Raw genomic sequence first — 20,330 nt, forward strand, 5'->3', positions numbered from 1 at the left:
TCAAGCTGATACTGTTACATCGAACCCTTCACGGCGGGCACGGTCGGCAATTGCTTCCAATTCGTCTTTCGTTACCTTTTTCAGGTTTTTGACAGGCGTTTCGCGGTCGATTGTATAGATCATGACCTGTTTAGGCTTGATTTGCTTCAGAGCCTCCAGCCAGCCGGATATTTCGGGTTCGGTCGTGTTTGTCACGCTTTCGCCGTCGATCTCTCCTTCCAGGAACATGGTTTGTATAATCAGATTGCCGTTGAAACGACAAAGTTGTTCCAGCAACCGGTCGTAAGTAAAAGCCGGGGAATTGGGCGCATTCAACTGACCGATGCGGATGTCCAGCACGGAATCGAGCTTCAATATATTATCTTCAATTTTATTCAATGCCTGGAAAACATCCTCCTTGTGGAGCATGGTCGAGTTCGAGAGCACGGCAATCTTGGCTTTCGGGAAAAAGCAGTTACGGGTTTCGATCGTATCGTCGATGATACCGGCAAATTCCGGATGCATGGTAGGCTCGCCATTCCCGGCAAATGTGATTACATCGGGAACGACACCATCGGCCTGCATGGAAGACAGTTTATTTATTAAAGCCTCCTTTACCTCCGCACGGGTCGGCAGTTTACTGCGCGTACGATGATTCTCATTCAGCCCGCATTCGCAATAGATACAGTTGAACGAACAAAGTTTCCCGTCTGTGGGAAGCAGGTTCATACCTAAAGAAACACCTAACCGACGACTATGTATCGGTCCGAATACTATTTTATCAAAAAGAATTGTAGACATAATGATTTATATTTAAGTGCAAAGCTACAAAAGTTATCAGAATTTCCAGCGCAGTAACGTATATACATCTGCTTTGGCATGTCCTTCGATCTCTTCCAGGTCGGTGCCGATCACATCGCGATCAGCATAATACGTGTATCCGAATTTAGCGGAAAGAGAAAGCTGCTTCACGATATCCCACCGGAAAGAGAGCGCCAGCCGGACTCCTTTTCCATAAAAGGAAGGCATATTGAAGGCATACAAGATATTCTTTTCATAAGAAGATATCCGGGTTTGATAATTATCCGTATGAAAGCCTGCCACATAAAAATCTGTTTGAACAGGAATATCAACCGGCTTCCAACCCACGCTCTGGGCAATCATCCATCCTCTGCTCCTTTCGTTTGCTTCCGTATAACAAATACCGTCTGCGGATGTTCGCAGCGAGACGGACGAAGAAACCGCATACAAGGCCTGCATACGCAAACGCTGTTGGTGGTAAGGTGCTATATTTTCCTTTTCTTTGTGTTTATAACGGATATATACGGACAAGCTCCGGCTCGGTGTATAATCGAGTTGAAGCATATATTCCTTTCCTGTCGACGGTGCATCCACCCCATATTTCAACCAGGGAAACCGGAATATATCTGCATAGGCGGATAACTTCCAGTGGCCTAAAGGTGTCCATTGCATCCCCATATACATTCCCTGCTCATTCCGGACGATTGAGTTTTGTGAAAAAGCATTCCCGAAAAAGGCTTGATAGCGTTTATCGTAATAACGATATAACAACAACAGGGAAAAATAAGAAGCAGGCGTCAACTGCAAGGCATTCAGGGAAGCAACCGCCCCATTCCGGCTCAGAGCCGTTTCGCCGTAAAACTTGATCAACTTATTTTTCAACAGATAATCCACACTGACATTCAGATTCCGGCTACCGCGAAAATAGAAAAGGTTGTAAGGTTTCGGATCAGGCTGTATCGAATAGTCTTCGAAGGAATAAGAGAGAGCAGTCAGGCCGATACATAAACCGGGAGTTGCATATCGTATGTTCCCGCCATACGTCTGCATGGGAACTTTACGCATCTTTTCCCTGTCCCGTACCAGACGATGCAAACCGTCCGTTTTAAACGAAGTAACGATCGTACTGTCCACACCTCCATCCAATTTCCGATACGAATAGAACAGGCTGATATCTAATTTTTTCCAGTTGACGGTAGCAGCCGCTCCCCGGAAGAATTCATTTTCATCGGTTGAAAAATGACGCCGGAATCCGTTCGTCCTTCTTTCCGTTTGTGAGACAAGGGCGTTCCGGCTGGGAGAAAAATCATTGCTGATCACCAGACCTTGCCCGAAAGATATTTTATAATCGCCTATGGCAAGACTTTTCAACCATTTATTCATATCTTTCAAAAAGAGGTGCATCGAATAGTAGTCATATCCTTTATGATATTCGTTCCAGAAAGGTTCTCCCGCATCTTTTTCTGCGACCAGACCGAACTGGATGCGTTCATCGAATGCATACGAATAGCGAAGGGAATGATAGAACGGTTCTCCCAAATACTTCCGATTCGGATATTGTTGTAGTACACTGTCAGGATATGAACAATAGCCTTTCTTTTGTTGAAAACATTTGTCATATCTGATTTGTAGTGTATTAGAACCTCGTTTCAACAGGTTCTTCACTGTTATAGGACGTTTATCAACTACTATTTCACCGATATGAACAAAGGGGACAAGCAAAGAAATCGTCTCTAAATCGAATGATTCCACGTTTTTAAGTTCATAAAGGGTCAGCATTTTTCCATAACGGGAACGGTATTCCAGAAGCTCCCGTATCTGTAAATCGGATAAGAAAGGGAGACGTTTCAATTGTCCTTCCGTCACTGTATTGAGTTCGAAAGGATGTTCGACAATATAGGAAATATCCGTATAAAGCGCTTCTATACGCTCTTCATCTTCCGTTTCCGAAGCCATTTCTTCTATATACTCCATCCACTTATCAACAGAATATAATGTCTGGCTTTTAAGCTGATAACTGCTTATTAACAGGCATACCAACAGGTTTATAAACATTCGTTTCATAGTCAAGTCTGATTAAAAAGAATAACTCAAACCCAGTCCGGTACTGGCTCCTAAAACCGGATGATAAACAGTCGCGACATCTATTGTAATTCCAGCCAGACGATATCCGATACCCAAAGCAGGCAGGAGAGGGGTGGCCTGTACTCCCGCCCGTATACGGAAGTTTCTGAACGGAGCATATTCAATGCCCGCATTTCCTGTCCATGTATGTGCTTTATTACTTTCGATCGTTCCTGCTATCAACAAGCTGTTAATTATCTCCCATTGAAAACCTATTTGTACGGAATAACCGGTAAAGCACTTTATTCCAGCAGTATGTTTATGAATGGCAACAGAAGGGAAATTCATTATCAACATTCCAATCAACAATTTGTCAACGGGAGCAAACAAGATTCCAACATCCGTGGAAAGTTGTTTCGGTACTTCTTCCCACAACTCCGTCTGCAACATCTTATATTGGAAACCAATGCCGATCTTCCACCGGTCATTCAACCGTTTCCCGACCGACAAACGAAAAAGTGTTTCCCTATACCGATCATATCCGAAAGAAGAGATATCAACACCTGCCGACAACAACGGATTAGGGTAGACAAAACCAATCCCCACCGTTCCCAACTCCTTTACACCATAGCGATTAAAGTATTCTAAATGAAGAATTTTATCAGTATGCAAAGCCACCAATGCCGGATTAAACAAAACAGATTGCGTAACCCCGTTTCCTCCCATTCCCAAACTACGGATATCGGGAATACGGAGGTTATCAACAGCATGAATGTTGATAGATACAAAAAACAAAACGAATAAACTTATTGATTTCATAGCAAGGTTTGTTTAAATCGTCAACTTTCTATTATTTATGGACTATATATTCAGGATTGATAAATATGGGAAGATAACAGTATGTTTCATAGTCTGTTGATTTTAGTTGTTTATATTGTCACAAAGATAATGATTTATATAATCCCTGCAACACATTAACAACTTATTTACAACACATCCCTTTATTTTCTGTAATCGAAGCTATCACACCGATTAGTCAAATTCTGTAAAACCGGCAGATGCTATTCGTAAATCGATTACTTTTGTGAGCGATGTTGAGAAAAGGCAAGTATAAAATATTGATAATATTCATATTGTGTTCGGTAGGAGCCCATACACAAACATTGAAGATCAATACCGTTCCAGAAGGATTACAAAAAGCTTATCTGGATGGAAAGGACACAGTGCCTGTTGTTAATTTACGGGAAATATTTATTTACCCTCCGGTAAAGTTTAAGAATAAACGAGAACAAGCCCGGTACAGCAAGTTAGTTCGCGATGTGAAGCGCACGTTGCCGTATGCCAAAATGGTTTATGAAACACTGATCGAAACCTATGAATATATGGAGACGCTCCCCGACGAAAAGTCCCGTCAGGCACATTTGAAACGGATGGAGAAAGAACTCTTCCAGGAATATAAACCGCAGTTGAAAAAACTGACCTTCTCACAAGGCAAACTGCTTATCAAACTGATTGACAGAGAATGTAACCAATCGAGCTATAACCTGTTGAAAGCCTATTTAGGCAGTTTCCGGGCAGGCTTCTGGAACATATTTGCCGGCATGTTCGGCGCCAGCCTGAAATCCGAATATGATCCCAAAGGAAAAGACGCCATGACGGAGCGGGTAGTCGTACTTGTCGAAAACGGGTTAATCTGACAACTGCTTAAAGAAATCCCAGATGATGATGCCGGTAGTCACCGAAACATTCAAAGAATGCTTGGTCCCGTACTGCGGTATTTCAATACACATATCACAGTTATCAACGACACATTGTTGAACGCCTTTCACTTCGTTTCCCATGATAACGGCATACTTTTTATTCTTGTCCAACAACAACTTATCCAACATCGTACTACCTTCGGCCTGTTCAACCGCACACACCGTATATCCCTGCTGTTTCAGTTTATCAACAGCCTCCATCGTATCTTTGAAATACTCCCAGTCGACAGTCTCTTCCGCCCCCAAAGCTGTCTTGTGAATCTCGGCATGAGGCGGACAAGCCGTGATGCCGCACAGATAAATACTTTCTACCCTGAAAGCATCAGAGGTACGAAACACGGATCCTACATTGTTTAAGCTTCTTACATGGTCGAGCACAACGACCAACGGAATTTTTTTACTATCTTTGAATGCTTCCGGAGTCAGGCGGTTCAGCTCTGTTATTTTTAACTTGCGCATAGCTATCATTTCTTTGCTTGCAAAAGTAGTGAATTAATGTGGATATGCCGTTGAAAAGCTATTGATAAGTGGTGGACACAAAATGAAAAATAGTTCTTGCATTATTCGATTTGTTCGCTATACATCCTCTTGTTTTTATTATGCAATAAAAATAACGGATTATTTATTACGCCCTATCAACAGTGGTTATACACGTGTCAACAGCCCTCAACTGCTATAAACTTTTACACACAGGCGGTTTTCAACCGGAAACTAATAAAGTCCGTAAAATGAAGAATAACAGGATATAATAGGATAAATCGTATGTTGGTATCTACTTGATAAGTAGTTTGCATCGTTTAATAACGAACCGGACAAGTATTGCAACAGAAATGTATAAACTGTTTCAACAGGATATTATAATCATCATATTTAGATTTAAAATAAAGAATAAATAAGAATATAATAATATGATTGTGGATAACTTGGGAAGGTCGGGATGTTTTACATTCTCTTGTCTTCTGTTTATTTGTTTTACACATATTTCTTATGCATGAAACAATTAAAGTTTTTACCTTTGCATATTTCATGCTTTTACAATCATTTAATACAGGTAACTATGTTGACAAACCAATCGATCGGATATATGGACGCACCCATTCCAAAGGGTTTGGACTTGAAGGAAGAGATAAACAGGATGCGTAAAGAAAAGAACGCCGTTATTCTTGCTCACTATTATCAGACAGGTGACATTCAGGATATAGCAGATTTTGTGGGAGACAGTTTGGCGTTGGCGCAACAGGCAGCCAAGACGACCGCCGATATCATTGTTTTCTGCGGTGTCCATTTTATGGGGGAAACGGCGAAGGTATTGTGCCCGGACAAGAAAGTGTTGGTTCCCGACCTGAATGCCGGTTGCTCGTTGGCAGATAGCTGTCCGGCTACCGATTTTGCAGAATTTGTAAAGCAGCATCCCGGTCATGTAGTTATTTCGTATGTAAATACGACTGCTGCTGTAAAGGCCGTGACGGATGTAGTGGTGACTTCTACCAATGCGCGCCAGATCGTCGAAAGTTTTCCTGAAGACACGAAGATCATTTTCGGTCCGGACCGGAACTTGGGTAATTACATAAACGGCATTACCGGACGCAAGATGTTGCTTTGGGATGGCGCTTGCCATGTGCATGAACAATTTTCACTGGAAAAGATATTGGAATTGAAAAAACAGTATCCCGATGCGGACGTTATTACTCATCCGGAATGCAAACAGCCCGTTATACAGGTTTCAGACTTCGTAGGATCGACTGCGGCTCTTTTGAAGTATACTGTCAAGTCTGACAAAAAACAATTCATTGTAGCGACGGAAAGCGGCGTTATTCACGAAATGCGTAAGCTGAGCCCCGGTAAGGAATTTATCCCGGCTCCTCCTGAAGACAGCACATGTGCTTGCAACGAATGTAATTTCATGCGTCTGAACACGATGGAGAAACTTTACAACTGTTTGAAATACGAACTCCCTGAAATCTTTGTTGACGAACAAGTACAGGAAAAAGCGATCCGCCCGATCAAGAAGATGCTGGAGATATCGGAAAGGTTGGGGCTGTAAGTTTGTTAGGCAAACAATACTAAATAATGTGAGGAGAGTGCATCAAAACGGGATTTTGACGCACTCTCTTTTTTATTTTATAACTGCAATTTTAGTAACCACGCTTTCTTTTGAATCTTCGGTGGCAGAAAGTACCAAATATATTCCTGAAGCGACACGGACACCTTTGGCATTCCGGCAGTTCCAGATGACTTGTCCGCCTAAAGATTTGGTTTGGTAGATCAGATTTCCGTTCAGGTCGGTGATCTTGACGATCGAGTTATCCATCAGTCCCGTGATAGTTACTTTATCTCTATGTTCGGGCCGTACTGGATTCGGATAAGCGTACACATCGGAATAATCGCTTCTACCTTCTGTTGCTTCTCCTTTGTAAGAGTTCAGACCTTTATCGGTTCCAATAAACACTTCGCCTGTTTTTCCATTGATGTCTATGGAATATATATTGTCGGATAGGAGAGGGCTGTTAGATGTGTTGAACTGGTGAACGACTTCCTGATTGTCTTCGCTCAATACATAAACGCCGTTGCCATCTGTCCCGATCCACTTCCGGTTTCCATTATCTACCTTGATGGTGGTTATCATCACGTTATCGAGGAAATAATATGGAGTTCCCTCTTCATTGATAAGTTTTACGCGTGTGCAACGCATGGATTGGTTGTTTTCCGATGTCGCCAGTTTGGGATTTGTAAAATAGATCGCCCCTTTATTGGTTCCTACCCATACATATCCGTCCTTATCTTCCGCCATGCAAGTGTAATTGCTGGGAGAGAAGTCATTGCCGTCGGTGTCGGTTAAATTTTCAAATTTATAAGACGCCGCTTCATCCAAGGAATTGCTGTTGGCTATAACGGTTAAGCGTACTTGACTGGTAGGGCGGGATATGTTTATCCATTTGTCGTTGTTTGAGGTGATAAGTATATCGTTTATAGTATATTTTCCATTTAAAGATTCGACAGACAGGCTGTGCCATTTTCCATCCTTATCTAATATTTTAATGGCTTTATTGACTTCGGAATTAGTCATCCACAGATTTTCATCCTTATCAAGGGCAAGCCCGTCTACACGACAATAAAAGCCCGGATTATCATTTGCATTTTCAAGCGGGCTATTTGCTCTGTTATAAACCATCGTAGGTTCTCTGTCTATATATTGGACAACACCGTAACCGAATGAAGATGTATAAATGATTTCTTCTCCGGCATCGTTTGTAGTAACGACAATACTGGTATAATCTTTAGGCCATACATTTAATTTATTTTGAACAGCTGAAGGCTCTAACACAGTCCATTTGTCATAATCGTATATCATAACCGAACCGGCTTTATCAAAATGATTATCACCTGTTAAGCTTTTTCCACCAGGTATAAGATAGACTTTATCATTTTTAATTTGTATATCATAAGGGCTATTGGTGTACGGACCATCCAAAACAATAGCTTCGTTTACTGCTTCAAACTGATTGGTTCCTGTTCTTTTGATAGAGCGTAAACCTTTGTTTCCTTCGGCTATCCAATATTTATCGGTTTGATAAGTGCTGATATCCTTAATGGGCAGGTTGTTGATTTGATCGAAAGCCTTTGTGTCTGTAAACAGGTAAATTTGTGAAGCAGCTATGCAAGCCAGCTTTTCACCGGTAACTTTAATATTGTTCATCGAGTTATTGCTTGCCAGAGGAACGGTCGTACCGTTGGATTCGTAATAGACTCCTTTATTTTTTGCCAGATAAAACAGCTGGTTTTTGAATAGTACGACTTTATCAACAGAATTGTCAGCCGGAAATCCGAGGATGGTATAAGGTTTCCAGTTTGACTTATCCAATAGGTTGTCTTTTAAAGAAGCGTAAAGGATACCGGAAGATTCTGTTGTAGATGCATATATGTGATTGTTCAGAATGGCACAGGAGGTTATGTTCATGGATAAATTATAGGTATCGGTTATTTCCTTCTTTTCCATGTTGACGACTACAATGCCGGATTTTATGGATATATAAGCATATTCGTTATAAATCATAACGGAATTTACGGCTTTGTCTCTTAACGACGTAGTAGTGTATAGATAAGGAATGTTTTTCACCGAACCTTCTTCCCATATATCTATATTGCAGTTTTGATAGATGATTAGCAGGGACTTTGTCTGCTTATTATATGAGATGAATTGAATATCCGTATCGTTCAATCCGTTTCCTTTGTAATATTGTTTAATGCTATTATCTTCTTTTCCATACGTGTACAAAGCTCCTTCCGCTACAACGAATACCTGATCGGCTGATTCTTCTACATAGTCGGTGTTGTTGTAGGAGAGATACGTTTTCCATCCGAGCGTGTTGTCATCGGCTGCTAAGGCAGGAAATGATAGTATGAAAAGCAAGATAATAGTCAATATATTTCTCATATTAATCCTGATGTTAGAGTGTGTAATTTGATAAAAAGGCAGTTAGCTTTTTGACTGCTTCGGCACGATGGCTGATCTGATTCTTGATGTCGTTGCCCATTTCGGCAAATGTTTGCGAATAGGTGTCGGGAACAAATACAGGATCGTATCCGAAACCGCTTCCTCCTCGTTTTTCCTCGATGATAGTGCCGTTTACAATTCCTTCGAACAGATACTCTTTTCCATCTAAAATAAGAGCTATAACCGTGCGAAAACGGGCTTTCCGGTTTTCTTTGCTTTTCATTTCGTGAAGGAGCTTGTTCATGTTGGCTTCTGAATCGTGTCCGGGACCGGCGTAGCGCGCCGAATATACACCCGGAGCATTATCGAGGGCTTCTACCTCCAGGCCGGTGTCGTCTGCAAAGCAGTCATAGCCAAAGTTTTCTTTGATATAGCGGGCTTTTTGAAGGGCATTTCCTTCCAATGTCTCTGCGGTTTCGGGTATGTCGTCATGACAATCGATATCCGAAAGACTTACTATCTCAGTGTATCCGGTTGTTATTTTCCGGACTTCGTCCAGCTTATGCTGGTTATTTGTTGCGAATACAAGTTTCATGTTAGTTGAGTATAAATAAAAAAGCACTTCTATACGATGTGTATATAACGTATGGAAGTGCTTTAAATTGTTTGGATAGTTGTTTTATGTTTTTATCTGGTCAAACCCTTCCCCATACACTCCTCTGACGATACTTTGCGAGATGAATGCCTGGTGGTCGATTTGTTTTACCAGGCGGAAGATGGAGACGGATTCTGATTTTTTGGCCAGTAAGACAACGACTTTGACCGGTTTGCGGGAATATCCGCCTACACCGTCGAGTATGGTGCAACCACGATCCAGGTCGTGGATGATCCGTTCGGCTATTTCGTCGTATTTCTGGGAGAAGATCAGGAACTGGACCGACTGGCGGTTTCCGTTTAGCACGGCATCTATGATGTAGTTGCTTACGAACATTTCGACAAAACCGAATACGATCTTTTCCACATCATGGAACAGAAGAAATGAAGAGCCGATGATAATGAAATCGCAGAACAGCAATGCACGTCCGATCGATATATTCTTGTATTTGTTTACAATAGCTCCGATAATATCCGTTCCTCCGGTACTGCCGTTCGCTGAAAAGACAAGTCCGAGACCGGCTCCGCAAAGGAATGCGCCGATGATGATGGACATGAACGGCTGGTCATGCAAAAGCGGTTGTCCCTTCAGAAGCCATTCGAAGAACGACAAAGAAGCCGACAGGGAAAAGACTCCGAAAATCGTTTTTATCAGGAATTTGAATCCCAGGACTTTTAAAGCGGCTAATAATAGTACGATGTTAATCACAAAGTAAGACACAGAAACGGGAATAACCTCGTTGCTGGCAAAAAAGATCAAGGCACAAATACCACTGACTCCACCGGTGATGATTTCATTCGAAAGAATGAAAGCGTTGAAGCCGAAGCCGTACAAGAGAGTACCCAACAGGATCATCAGGTAGTCTTGTACGGCAAAGTAAACTTTATTGTTTATAAACTTCATATAAAATTTAGATTACGATGTTTACAATCTTTCCGGGAACAACGATAATCTTTTTCGGAGTCTTGCCTTCCATCCACTTAGCGGAATTTTCGTGGGCAAGAGCGGCTTTTTCTATCTCTTCGCGGGGCATATCGGCCGGAAGCTCCATGCTGAAGCGGGCTTTGCCGTTGAAGGAGATAGCGTAAGTAAGCGAGTTTTCTTTCAAGTATTCTTCGTTGTAGACAGGCCATTCGGCATCGCATACGGTTGTGTCGTGACCGCAAGTATGCCATAATTCTTCAGCAGTATGAGGAGCGAACGGGGCCAACAGGACGATTAATTGTTCTAAAATGGCACGTTTGTTGCATTTCAGGCTGCTCAGTTCGTTTACACAGATCATAAAGGCACTGATGGAAGTGTTGTACGAGAAATGTTCGATATCGTATGTCACTTTCTTGATCAGTTTATGCAATGATTTCAGTTCGTCGGCTGTCGGTTCTGCATCCGTGATCTGCAAGGTGTCCGTATTGCCGAAGAACAGTCCCCAGAGCTTTTTCAGGAAGCGGTGAACGCCGTCGATACCGTTCGTATCCCACGGTTTGGATTGTTCCAACGGACCTAAGAACATTTCATACAGGCGAAGCGTGTCGGCGCCATATTTCTCGACAATCATATCCGGATTGACCACGTTGAACATAGATTTTGACATCTTTTCAACAGCCCATCCGCAAATGTATTTGCCGTCTTCCAGTACGAATTCCGCGTCGTTATATTCCGGGCGCCAGTTTTTGAAGGCTTCGATATCCAGTATATCGTTTGATACGATGTTTACGTCTACATGGATAGGAGTGACCTCGTACCGGTCTTTCAGGTTCAGAGATACGAATTTGTTCGTGCCGTTAATACGGAATACGAAGTTGGAACGTCCCTGGATCATCCCCTGGTTGATCAGTTTCTTGAACGGTTCCTCTTCACAAACGACACCTGAGTCGAACAGGAATTTATTCCAGAAACGGCTGTAGATCAGGTGTCCGGTAGCATGTTCGGTTCCCCCGATATACAGGTCTACGTTACGCCAATATTCGTCTACGTCCTTAGCAACCAAAGCCTGGTCGTTGTGCGGGTCCATATAACGCAGGTAGTAAGCGGATGAACCGGCGAATCCCGGCATCGTGCAAAGTTCCAGCGGGAAGATAGTCTTGTTGTCTATTTTGGAAACTTCCGTAACTTCCTGTTTTGCGGTGTCCCATGCCCATTTTACGGCGTGTCCTAAAGGCGGTTCGCCTGTTTCGGTCGGCAGGAATTTATCTACTTCCGGCAATTCTAACGGCAATTTGTCTACCGGCAACATCTGAGGCATACCGTCTGCATCGTAATAGACCGGAAACGGTTCGCCCCAATAACGCTGGCGGCTGAAAATAGCGTCGCGCAGGCGGTAGTTCACCTTAACGCGTCCTAATTTATGTTCTGCCACATATTTTTTAGTGGCGGCGATCGCTTCTTTTACGTTCAGGCCATTCAACGACAGGTCGCAATAAGGCGCTACGTCCGGTCTCGGTGAGTTGCAGACGATTCCTTCTTTTGCATCGAAACTTTCTTCGCTTACGTCACAACCTTCGATCAGCGGGATAACTGGCAAGTTGAAATGTTTGGCGAATGCATAGTCGCGGCTGTCATGTGCCGGAACGGCCATGATAGCACCGGTTCCGTAGCCGGCCAATACATAGTCGCTGATCCAGACGGGCACGGCATCGCCGGTGAACGGGTTGATGGCATAAGAACCGCTGAATGCACCGGTAACGGAACGGTCGGCGATACGTTCACGTTCCGTACGCTTTTTAGTGCGTTCCAGATAAGCGTCTACTTCCTGTTTCTGCTCCGGAGTCGTCAGTTGTGCGACCAGTTCGCTTTCGGGAGCCAAAACCATGAAAGTAACACCGAACATGGTGTCGGCACGGGTTGTAAAGATGGTAAATTCGAGGTCGCTATCTTTTACCTTGAACTGGATTTCGGCTCCTTCGCTGCGGCCGATCCAGTTACGCTGTGTTTCTTTCAGCGAGTCCGTCCAGTCGATCGTGTCCAGTCCGTCCAACAGGCGTTGTGAATAAGCGGATACGCGCAGGCACCACTGGCGCATGATCTTTTGTTCCACCGGATAACCGCCACGTTCGGAAACACCGTTCACTACTTCGTCGTTGGCCAGTACGGTTCCCAGTGCGGCACACCAGTTTACCATCGTTTCGCCCCGATAAGCGATCCGGTAGTTCAGCAAGATTTCCTGTTTTTCTTTTTTGCTTTTGGCTTTCCATTCGTCGGCCGTGAAATGCAATTCTTCGCTGCAAGCGACATTCAAACCTTCTGTTCCCGACTGTTCGAAAGCGGCAACCAGTTCGCTGATAGGGCGTGCCTGCTTTTCGTCGTTGCAGTAGTAGCTGTTGAACATCTGGATAAATGCCCATTGCGTCCATTTATAATATTCGGGATCGCAAGTACGGATCTCGCGGCTCCAGTCGTAACTAAAACCTATTTTGTCCATCTGCTCACGATAACGGGCAATGTTTTTCTTTGTCGTTACTTCAGGATGCTGTCCGGTTTGGATGGCATATTGTTCTGCCGGCAGTCCGTAGGCATCGTAGCCCATCGGGTGCAAAACATTGAAACCTTGCAGGCGTTTGTAACGGGAATAAATATCAGAAGCGATGTAACCGAGCGGGTGGCCTACATGTAGTCCTGCTCCTGACGGATAAGGGAACATGTCCAAAACGTAATACTTTGGTTTGTCGGTATTTTTTTCGACTTTATAAACCTTATTGGCAATCCAGTATTCGTGCCACTTTTTCTCAATTTCTCTGAAATTGTACTCCATGATTGTTTATCGTTTATTTTATCGTTTTCTATTTAAAGCCACAAAGTTAGTGAATTTTGTAATACATAAAGGTTTGGAGCGGCAAATTGAAGGATTTAGTCTTTTACATACCCGATTTTGTTTCTGGGTTTATTCTCTCTTTCCTTGTTCCGGTTAGCCAATTCAGCCAATGCCAAATATATATCATCAAAGTGTTGTTCATAACTTTCATGATCTTTAGAAAGGCTTTCCATATCTTCCCGAAGGTAACGAAGCTGGAGTTTGAGTTCAGCCAGTTCTTTGGCTGTCTGGTTGCTTTCAAGTATGTATTGTCTTATTTTTACGAAAGCCCGCATGATGTTTATATTAACTTGTATGGCTATGGGGGAACGAAGGACGCTTGACAGCATGGCTATGCCCTCTTGTGTGAAAGCAAAAGGTGTATAAGCACTAAAGTTATATTGGGGTGTCCCATTTTGGGATACCCTAATGGATAGCAATGCGTTAGCTTCTTCTTTTGTTAATTCGAACATAAAATCTTCAGGGAAACGTTCTATATTTCTTCTTACGGCACGTTTTAATAATCGTGTTTCTGTTACATAAAGTTCTGCCAGATCAAAATCCAGCATCACCTGTCGTCCCCTGATCTCATAAATCTTGTTTTGAATGATTTGAAGTTCCATAGCTAAGTATTTTTATTGTTTTAATTTATCAAAGGAAAGGATAATAATCTGATAAAGCAAAAAGACAGAAAACTATTTTCTTGTGATAAGGAATATAGGTAATTATCAAAATGTCAAATGAACTCGCTGTCGTTTCTCTCTATCTGTATAAATGTACGGACGCTGAATTTTATAGCCGTATTTGGGAGGATATTATTTTCAATAAGTAATGGAATTGGGTAAATACTTGTGATATTTATTATTACTGGCTTATTATTGTATGAAAAGGTTTCATAGCAAATGTTTTTTATGGTAAAGTGATAGATCGTTTTGTGTTGGTGTTCCTTCACAACCAGCACGGAAATCTTCAAAATTTTCACCTTATTCGTCGGAAATCCATTGCCAGTTTAACAAAAATTGATTGCCTGACGAAATAAATTTTTACTCTTATGAATTTTTAGTTCGTCTTAAACGAAATTTTTCCCGGCTGTAGTCGGGTAGAAGCGCTTCATAAAAGAATATAATTGGTTAATTTATGTATTGTAATTGATAAATATGTATCATTTTTTATTTTGTAAGCCTTTTTTCTCATTAGTCAGTGTTATCGAAAAACTCTAAATGCAACCATAATGAAATGCTATCTGCATAAAATAAATCTTTTTGCTTTTTTGTTTCGGAACGATTGTTTTCTTCTCTCATAATTCGTTTCTTTGTAACAATAGTACCGAATAAAAACACACTCGCTCATATGCAGATATATATTCATGTAAAGCAACTGGGAAAACGCAGAAATGTGATTGACAAGAAAGCCATGCAACTGGATAAAGTCCCCGGAAACACAGCCTCCCTGATAGCCGGTATTGTAGCCCTGCAAGTTCAGGAATATAATCAGAGACTTGAACAAAGCGAACTGCTGAAATATCTCACCGACGAAGAGATACAAGCGAAAGCTACCGCCGGAAAGATCAGTTTTGATATAAACTATAACGGAATGGCCGCCGATACGGAGAAAGCGGTTCGCAACGCCCTCCAATCTTTTGAAGACGGTATTTTCCGCATTTTTGCGGATGGTAAAGAGCTGGAGTCATTGCAGGAACCGGTTTCGTTGCAGGAAGGATCAGAGTTAACATTTGTCCGTCTGACCATGCTGGCCGGGCGTATGTGGTGATATAACGAAATAAAAGAAGAATCGATATGGGATTATTTTGGAGACAGTCGTCGGAATCGTTTGTTTCCGGCTATTTTTATAAACTGGTGAATAACGACCGTCAACTGAGCGAGAAAGGACGGAAACTGTTCAGCGCGTTGGTCAGCCGCTTTACAATCAATACGAGCGAAGCCGATAATTATTTACGTTCGTTGATGGACGGCAAACAGATTCGTTATATCTGGCAACTGTTTGACGACGATCGTCGGGAAGTGCTGCAATACATGTTGGGCGAAGAATATGCGCAGAAATATATAGCCTGGTTGCATAAATTACCTTCAATCCCTTATACATCCGGTTATTACCGTCGTCCGGTTCGTTCTGACAATGCGGGATTGCATTACACAAAGGCGTTGGACAACCTGAAAGACTTTTTAGCTATCGTCGCCTCCGGTCTTCCACTCGAAGTCCTGATGGAAGGCGGGCGGACCGAAGAAGAACGGGCTTTCATCGGAGATATCAACTTTCATCATCTGATGAGTGTGGAGATAGATGCCGGAAATACGGCAGTGATTGAAAAGACGAAGGATATTATTTGCAGCGACAATAACGCAGGTCGTATCTCATACAGCCTTTTGCAGGGCATTGTGATGAGTAATAACCGGGAATTATACGAACTGGAAGGCAAGCTTCTGCTGGCGGCCCGTTTACAGGAAGGTCTTCACCAGTCCATAGCCGAGACTATGGACAGCGGTACGGTGGAAGCGTTTGTCTATTTGTTCAATATCATGCGGACGAATGACATGCAGCGTTTTTCTTCCGTCAAGCGTGCCGTGGGAACCTGGACCGGCCTGCTGGATGAAAATAATGCCGACCGCATCAACCAGAAGGTTATGGACTTGATCTATATGTCGTTGACCGATCCGTCTTATGCGGATGCCTGCCTGAACAGTGAGGACAGCATCGAGCTCTACATGGCGCTTTGGTCGAAAGGATTCCATAAACTGGAAGACCTGACGGCAACCGCTGAGCAAGTCATGGAGGAAGGCGTCAAACATAAAGTGCAGGTTTTGTTTTATTATCTTCTCAATATCCAGGCTGAATGGATGCAGGAACAACTGTCCAAACAGGCATTGGAACGTTTCTCCGGCGACTTTTCGATAGTGGTTTCTTTCTTGCGTTCCTATTTAGCGAGCGTTTCCATAGGCTATTATTATCCCAGAAAGAAAGAGGATCATTCTTATTTCGATTCTTTGTCGGAAGCTAAAAAGCAATATTATATACTGAAAGATATCAACAGTCGCCTGACAAAGAAACTGACGTTTTCTCCTTTTATCTTCCCTTGGCATAGTACCGAACTGACGCATGAAGATATTCTGGAAAAGATGGCGTCTATCATCTATGTGGTCGGCAGTGACGAATTGCTGGATGATCTTTGTACCTGCTACGAGCAGGCTGGTAGCAATGTACGGGCCTTTATTGTCAAGGAATTGCTCAAACAACCGGCTTCACAGATACAGGTCGATACCCTTGTGAAAGCTCTGGGTGACCGTGCGGATTCTCCCCGCAGTGCCGCATTTGAGATTTTAGATAAACAGGAAATAAGCGACGACCAATATCTGAAGATAGAAGAACTGTTGAAATATAAATCCGGTGTGCTCCGCCAGCAAGCTATCAAGTTGCTGATGAAACGCGGTCCGGAAGCCTTGTCCGGGACAATAGCACGCCTGCTTTCCGCTCCGTTGGCGGACAAGCGCTTGGCTGCTCTCGATATGTTGCTGACTCTTCGTAAAAAGGGCGGACAGGCGGAAGTTTGCGACAGTCTTGTTCCGTTGGTTTCTTCTATTGAAAAGCCATCTTCCAAAGAGTTGTTGCTGATCGAACAATTGATCGTAAAGAAAGAAGAATCTTCCGTATATACTAAAGAAAACGGTTTCGGTCTTTACGATCCTTCCACTAAGGTACAGCTTCCGGTACTTTCCGTTGATGAGGATTTTAATATGAAAGAGGTCTTTTCCCTTTTCCAGGAAGGTTCTCTCATAAAGAAACTGTTTGGCAGGAAGCAACAGGGAGCTTACGAGATTATTGAAAAACTGAATAATCTGATTGCAGCCAATGCCAATTACGAATACAGGGCAAAATATGGCAGTACATACTTGCTGAACGATTATTTTACCGAGACAGATAATGCTGATAAAGCGGAAAAAGAACTCGATAAGTATCCGCTTGCCGGGGTTTGGCGAAACTTCTATAAAGAAGAAGTCGGAAGTTTTGAAATACTTTTCCAACTCGCTTTTTTGCTGAATACGGATTGGAATAGCGGAGATAGCTATTGGAACTGGAACAGCGTGATCGACAAGTCCAGTCCTGTGATCTGTCCGTTTTACGGTTTCGATCTTTCGGGATTGAAAAAACGGGTGAATAGGCTTCCTTATCTGCGTACGGTCAACCACATTATAAATCTTCTTATTGCAGAAAACCGGAATGACGGATATGTCCGGAAAGTAGCCAATAACATACTGGTTAGTTTCAGTTCGGTGCTAAATGAAAAGAACCTTTATAAGTTGTATGACTATAAGAATTACCAGGGAACACAGAAATATACGATATTTTCTTTCCAGGACCGGCGTATCTCTACGTGGATGTCCAATTCTTACGGATGGTCGACAGATGAGGAGTTCGTACGCCATTTTACTGTCCGTTACCATTTTTATAATCTTGCCCGGTATTTCCAGACGGACGAACCTTCGGCTATTACCGATAGCAACTTGCTTATATACGATTTTGCCAAGATGTATGAAATGGGATTGCTGCCGGCATCGGAAGTCATGAAGGAACTGATGGTACGCAAGAAAGCGGACGATAATATCGGTACGGTTTCTTCTTTATTGTGCGGCAATCTCACGGTCTGGCAGCGTAGACAATTTAAACCTTACGAAGATACCGGTCTGGAACAGTTCAAGGACCTGGCCCGGAAGGTGATCGACCGCATTCTCGATATCGAGTTGAAACGTGGCGATACGCCGACCGAAGTTTCTCATCTTGCCTTGAAGCTCGAATATGTGGAAGGAGCCGTGTGGCTGGTCCGGATTCTGAAAGCTTTCGGCAAAGACACTTTCGGGCGTTCCGGCTATTACTATAATTCCAGCTATACGAAGAAAGAGGTATTGAGCAAACTCCTGCGTTGCTGCTATCCGTCTAAAACGGATAATGCCGCTGTTCTGACCGGATTGTTGAAGAATTCCGGTATCACGGAGACGCGTTTGGTCGAAACAGCCATGTATGCACCGCAGTGGCTTGAAATCATCGAACAATGTATCGGATGGAAAGCTCTGACCAGTACCGCTTTCTATTTCCATGCCCATATAAACGAATGGTGTGATGACAAGAAAAAAGCCATCATAGCCCGTTATACCCCGATCGAACCGGAGGATTTGCGTTTAGGCGCATTCGATATCGACTGGTTCCGCGAAGCCTATAAGGAGATAGGAGAGAAGCGTTTCGAAGTTGTCTACAATGCGGCCAAATATATTTCTTCCAGCAACGGACATACGCGTGCCCGCAAATATGCAGATGCCGTGAACGGCAAACTGATTACTTCGGAAGTCAAAAAGCAGATAGAGGAAAAGCGTAATAAGGATTTGCTGATGGCATATTGCCTGATCCCGCTTGCCAAAAAAGCAACACCGGATTTGTTGGAACGTTATCAATATCTGCAACAGTTCCTGAAAGAAAGCAAAGCTTTTGGCGCCCAGCGCCAGGATAGCGAAAAGAAAGCAGTGGAGATCGGCATGCAGAATCTGGCCCGCAATGCCGGCTATAGCGATGTCACCCGCCTTATCTGGAGTATGGAGACGGAACTGATCAAAGAAATGGAACCTTATTTCACTCCGGTGGAGATAGAAGGCGTTCAGGTATATGTAAGCATCGACGAAGAAGGTAAATCCGATCTGAAGCTGATAAAGGGAAGTAAAGAACTGAACAGCGTTCCTGCAAAGCTGAAGAAAAATGCTTATTTAGAGGAACTGAAAGCCGTCCATAAAAAACTTAAGAACCAGTATTCCCGTTCGCGCCTTATGCTGGAACAGGCGATGGAAGACGAAACCCCCTTCTATATCAGCGAGCTGGAGACGTTGACGCATAATCCCGTCATCTGGCCTTTGTTGCGTAACCTTGTTTTCGTGAGCAAGGATGATACAGGGTTTTATCTGGATAAGAATCTGGTAACGCCTGATGGAGAATGTATTTCGCAAAAAGCTTCGACACCGGTACGCATTGCGCATCCGGTCGATTTGTACACCCGCAATGTATGGCATCGTTATCAGCAATGTTTGTTCGAGAAAGGAATCCGCCAGCCTTTTAAACAGGTGTTCCGGGAGTTGTATGTAAAAACAGATGAAGAGCGTCCGATGTTCCATTCCCTCCGTTATGCCGGTAACCAGATACAGCCGCAGAAAACCGTCGCAGTTCTGAAAGGGCGTCGCTGGGTCGCTAATTATGAGGATGGTTTGCAGAAAATCTATTATAAGGAGAATATAGTAGCCAGCATTTATGCGCTTGCAGACTGGTTCAGTCCTGCGGATATTGAAGCTCCTGCACTCGAATGGGTTGCTTTCCATAGCCGGAAGACATACGAACCGATTGCCATAGAAAAGATACCCGAAGTTATTTTCTCAGAAGTTATGAGAGATGTGGATTTGGCCGTTAGCGTGGCGCATGCCGGAGGTGTCGATCCCGAAGCCAGTCATTCGACTGTTGAAATGCGCAGGGCAATACTCGAATTTACTTTGCCGTTATTCAAACTTTCAAATGTCAGGTTAGAAGGTAGTCATGCTTTTGTCGAGGGAACGTTAGGTAATTATAATATTCATCTCGGAAGTGGCGTTATCCATCAGCAGGCGGGAGCGGCTATCAATGTGTTGCCCGTCCATTCCCAGCAACGTGGCCGCCTCTTCCTTCCTTTTGTAGATGAAGACCCGAAAACAGCCGAGATTGTCTCTAAAATATTGCTTTTTGCCGAAGATAAAAAAATCAAGGATCCGTTCATTCTGGATCAGATAAAGATCAGATAAGGATGAAAAAAAGTGGCGGTGTGTCGAA

13 protein-coding genes are annotated in these 20,330 nt (G+C 43.2%); 4 read left to right on the forward strand and 9 right to left on the reverse strand.

What is annotated here, in order from left to right:
• The 3 genes from H8S65_RS09615 to H8S65_RS09625 are packed head-to-tail and all read right to left on the reverse strand — an operon-like array spanning window position 1 to window position 3,663.
• Window positions 1-780, reverse strand: a complete 780-nt coding sequence (locus H8S65_RS09615) for a radical SAM protein (RefSeq protein WP_186929776.1) — start codon at window positions 778-780, stop codon at window positions 1-3.
• A gap of 36 nt (window positions 781-816) precedes the next feature.
• Window positions 817-2,844, reverse strand: coding sequence for a helix-hairpin-helix domain-containing protein (locus tag H8S65_RS09620; protein ID WP_186929777.1), 2,028 nt, complete (start codon window positions 2,842-2,844; stop codon window positions 817-819).
• Between the two features lie 12 nt (window positions 2,845-2,856).
• Window positions 2,857-3,663 carry a hypothetical protein gene (locus tag H8S65_RS09625; protein ID WP_186929778.1) on the reverse strand — a complete coding sequence of 269 codons (807 nt, stop codon included), beginning with the start codon at window positions 3,661-3,663 and terminating at the stop codon, window positions 2,857-2,859.
• A 272-nt stretch (window positions 3,664-3,935) separates the two neighbouring features.
• On the opposite strand from H8S65_RS09625, the gene H8S65_RS09630 reads away from it, so the two are divergent.
• A complete protein-coding gene (locus H8S65_RS09630; RefSeq protein ID WP_186929779.1) occupies window positions 3,936-4,541 on the forward strand; it encodes a DUF4294 domain-containing protein in 606 nt (201 codons plus the stop codon).
• Here H8S65_RS09630 and H8S65_RS09635 read toward each other — a convergent pair.
• The gene (locus H8S65_RS09635; RefSeq protein WP_186929780.1) at window positions 4,533-5,063 is read right to left on the reverse strand and encodes an RNA methyltransferase; all 531 of its coding nucleotides are present in this window, start codon (window positions 5,061-5,063) and stop codon (window positions 4,533-4,535) included. The two genes, H8S65_RS09630 and H8S65_RS09635, sit on opposite strands and share 9 nt — an antisense overlap.
• A gap of 598 nt (window positions 5,064-5,661) precedes the next feature.
• On the opposite strand from H8S65_RS09635, the gene nadA reads away from it, so the two are divergent.
• Entirely contained in the window at window positions 5,662-6,648 is a 987-nt protein-coding gene (gene nadA / locus H8S65_RS09640) for a quinolinate synthase NadA (protein WP_186929781.1), read from the forward strand.
• 72 nt (window positions 6,649-6,720) lie between these two features.
• Here nadA and porZ read toward each other — a convergent pair whose 3' ends face one another.
• The 5 genes from porZ to H8S65_RS09665 form a co-directional block, all read right to left on the reverse strand.
• The gene (porZ, locus tag H8S65_RS09645; RefSeq protein ID WP_186929782.1) at window positions 6,721-9,039 is read right to left on the reverse strand and encodes a type IX secretion system anionic LPS delivery protein PorZ; all 2,319 of its coding nucleotides are present in this window, start codon (window positions 9,037-9,039) and stop codon (window positions 6,721-6,723) included.
• 13 nt (window positions 9,040-9,052) lie between these two features.
• Window positions 9,053-9,634, reverse strand: coding sequence for a non-canonical purine NTP diphosphatase (locus tag H8S65_RS09650; RefSeq protein WP_186929783.1), 582 nt, complete (start codon window positions 9,632-9,634; stop codon window positions 9,053-9,055).
• A gap of 84 nt (window positions 9,635-9,718) precedes the next feature.
• Window positions 9,719-10,597, reverse strand: coding sequence for a YitT family protein (locus H8S65_RS09655; protein ID WP_186929784.1), 879 nt, complete (start codon window positions 10,595-10,597; stop codon window positions 9,719-9,721).
• 7 nt (window positions 10,598-10,604) lie between these two features.
• The gene (gene leuS, locus H8S65_RS09660; RefSeq protein ID WP_186929785.1) at window positions 10,605-13,442 is read right to left on the reverse strand and encodes a leucine--tRNA ligase; all 2,838 of its coding nucleotides are present in this window, start codon (window positions 13,440-13,442) and stop codon (window positions 10,605-10,607) included.
• Between the two features lie 95 nt (window positions 13,443-13,537).
• Window positions 13,538-14,104, reverse strand: a complete 567-nt coding sequence (locus tag H8S65_RS09665; RefSeq protein ID WP_186929786.1) for an ORF6N domain-containing protein — start codon at window positions 14,102-14,104, stop codon at window positions 13,538-13,540.
• A gap of 727 nt (window positions 14,105-14,831) precedes the next feature.
• Here H8S65_RS09665 and H8S65_RS09670 point away from each other — a divergent pair.
• Together H8S65_RS09670 and H8S65_RS09675 are read left to right on the forward strand one after the other, a co-directional pair.
• Window positions 14,832-15,251: a hypothetical protein gene (locus tag H8S65_RS09670; RefSeq protein ID WP_186929787.1), complete on the forward strand. Its 420-nt coding sequence runs from the start codon at window positions 14,832-14,834 to the stop codon at window positions 15,249-15,251.
• Window positions 15,252-15,277: 26 nt separating this feature from the next.
• Window positions 15,278-20,302: a DUF4132 domain-containing protein gene (locus tag H8S65_RS09675; RefSeq protein ID WP_186929788.1), complete on the forward strand. Its 5,025-nt coding sequence runs from the start codon at window positions 15,278-15,280 to the stop codon at window positions 20,300-20,302.
• Window positions 20,303-20,330: the final 28 nt, after the last annotated feature.

Origin of the sequence: Parabacteroides hominis, from assembly GCF_014287585.1 — a bacterium.
Taxonomy (GTDB): Bacteria; Bacteroidota; Bacteroidia; order Bacteroidales; family Tannerellaceae; genus Parabacteroides; species Parabacteroides hominis.

What these genes read in the sequence shown, in the direction of transcription:
- H8S65_RS09615 (WP_186929776.1), bottom strand. Translation starts at nt 780, where the DNA reads ATGTCTACAATTCTTTTTGATAAAATAGTATTCGGACCGATACATAGT.
- H8S65_RS09620 (WP_186929777.1), bottom strand. Translation starts at nt 2,844, where the DNA reads ATGAAACGAATGTTTATAAACCTGTTGGTATGCCTGTTAATAAGCAGT.
- H8S65_RS09625 (WP_186929778.1), bottom strand. Translation starts at nt 3,663, where the DNA reads ATGAAATCAATAAGTTTATTCGTTTTGTTTTTTGTATCTATCAACATT.
- H8S65_RS09630 (WP_186929779.1), top strand. Translation starts at nt 3,936, where the DNA reads ATGTTGAGAAAAGGCAAGTATAAAATATTGATAATATTCATATTGTGT.
- H8S65_RS09635 (WP_186929780.1), bottom strand. Translation starts at nt 5,063, where the DNA reads ATGCGCAAGTTAAAAATAACAGAGCTGAACCGCCTGACTCCGGAAGCA.
- nadA (WP_186929781.1), top strand. Translation starts at nt 5,662, where the DNA reads ATGTTGACAAACCAATCGATCGGATATATGGACGCACCCATTCCAAAG.
- porZ (WP_186929782.1), bottom strand. Translation starts at nt 9,039, where the DNA reads ATGAGAAATATATTGACTATTATCTTGCTTTTCATACTATCATTTCCT.
- H8S65_RS09650 (WP_186929783.1), bottom strand. Translation starts at nt 9,634, where the DNA reads ATGAAACTTGTATTCGCAACAAATAACCAGCATAAGCTGGACGAAGTC.
- H8S65_RS09655 (WP_186929784.1), bottom strand. Translation starts at nt 10,597, where the DNA reads ATGAAGTTTATAAACAATAAAGTTTACTTTGCCGTACAAGACTACCTG.
- leuS (WP_186929785.1), bottom strand. Translation starts at nt 13,442, where the DNA reads ATGGAGTACAATTTCAGAGAAATTGAGAAAAAGTGGCACGAATACTGG.
- H8S65_RS09665 (WP_186929786.1), bottom strand. Translation starts at nt 14,104, where the DNA reads ATGGAACTTCAAATCATTCAAAACAAGATTTATGAGATCAGGGGACGA.
- H8S65_RS09670 (WP_186929787.1), top strand. Translation starts at nt 14,832, where the DNA reads ATGCAGATATATATTCATGTAAAGCAACTGGGAAAACGCAGAAATGTG.
- H8S65_RS09675 (WP_186929788.1), top strand. Translation starts at nt 15,278, where the DNA reads ATGGGATTATTTTGGAGACAGTCGTCGGAATCGTTTGTTTCCGGCTAT.